The organism is Azohydromonas aeria (genome assembly GCF_009760915.1).
GTDB classification, from domain to species: domain Bacteria; phylum Pseudomonadota; class Gammaproteobacteria; order Burkholderiales; family Burkholderiaceae_C; genus Azohydromonas; species Azohydromonas aeria.
Window position 1 is genome coordinate 1 of record NZ_VIDQ01000201.1, and the last position, 1,160, is coordinate 1,160.

1 protein-coding gene is annotated in these 1,160 nt (G+C 74.6%); it reads left to right on the plus strand.

Features of this window, described 5'->3' with window-relative positions:
* Nucleotides 1-1,160, plus strand: a 1,160-nt coding sequence (locus FJ694_RS36505) for a sensor domain-containing diguanylate cyclase (protein ID WP_157272401.1), incomplete at both ends; no start/stop codon positions are given.

Consider the following 1,160-nt stretch of genomic DNA (forward strand, 5'->3'; position numbering starts at 1 on the left):
CTCAACGAGGCGGTGTGGCTGGTGCGCGCCGACACGCAGCGCGTGTGCGCCGTCAACGAGGCCGGCCTGGCGCTGCTGGCGCTGCCGCGTGCGCAGGTGCTCGGTGCCGCCGCCGACACGCTGCTGCCCACGCCCGAGGACTTCACTTTCTGGGCCGAGGCCGCCGCCGCGGGTGCCGCGGCATCCGGCGCCGAGCTGTGCTCGCAGACGCTGCTGCAGCGCGGCGACGGCGCCACGCTCCACGTCACGCGCCGCATCCGGCCGCTGCCGCCGCGCCTGTTCATGGTGGCGCTGCAGGACCACAGCGCGCAGCGCGCCGCCGAGCAGGAGCGCGAGCAGCTGCTGGCGCAGCTGCGCGCCACGCTCGAATCCACCGCCGACGGCATCCTCGTGACCGACCTGGCCGGGCGCATCCGCAGCTTCAACCGCCGCTTCGCGCAGATCTGGGCGCTGCCCGAAGGGCTGCTGCACGGCAACGACGACGCGGCCGTGTACGACTGGATGCGGCAAAGCGTGGTGGACCCGGTGCGCTACCAGCTGCGCCTGGACGCCGTGCGCGAGGCTGCGCTCATGCATGCCAGCGACCGGCTGCGCCTGCGCTCGGGCCAGGTCGTCGAGCGCGTGACGCAGCCGCAGTGGATGAACGGCCGCGCCACGGGGCGGGTGTACTCGTTTCGCGACCTGAGCGAGCGCATCGCCGCCGACCAGCGCATCGAGCGGCTGGCCAGCACCGACGCGCTCACCGGGCTGATGAACCGCGCGCAGTTCGGCGACGCGGTGGCGCGCGCCGTGGCGGCCGAGCCGCCGCGCCACGAGCCGTTCGCAGTGCTGGTGCTGGACCTGGACCACTTCAAGCACGTCAACGACAGCCTGGGCCACCACGGCGGCGACCGGGTGCTGTGCGAGATGCGCACGCGGCTGCAGCAGGGCGTGCGCGAGGGCGACATGGTGGCGCGGCTGGGTGGCGACCAGTTCGCGCTGCTGGTGCGCGGCTGCGACGCGCGCGGCGCGGAGCTGGCCGCGGCCCGCGTGCTGGAGGCCGTGGCGCGGCCGCTGACGCTCGAAGGCTCGGAGTTCACGCTGACGTGCAGCATCGGCATCGCGCTGCACCCGATGGACGGCGCCAGCGCCGACGAGCTGCTGCGCCATGCCGAGACGGC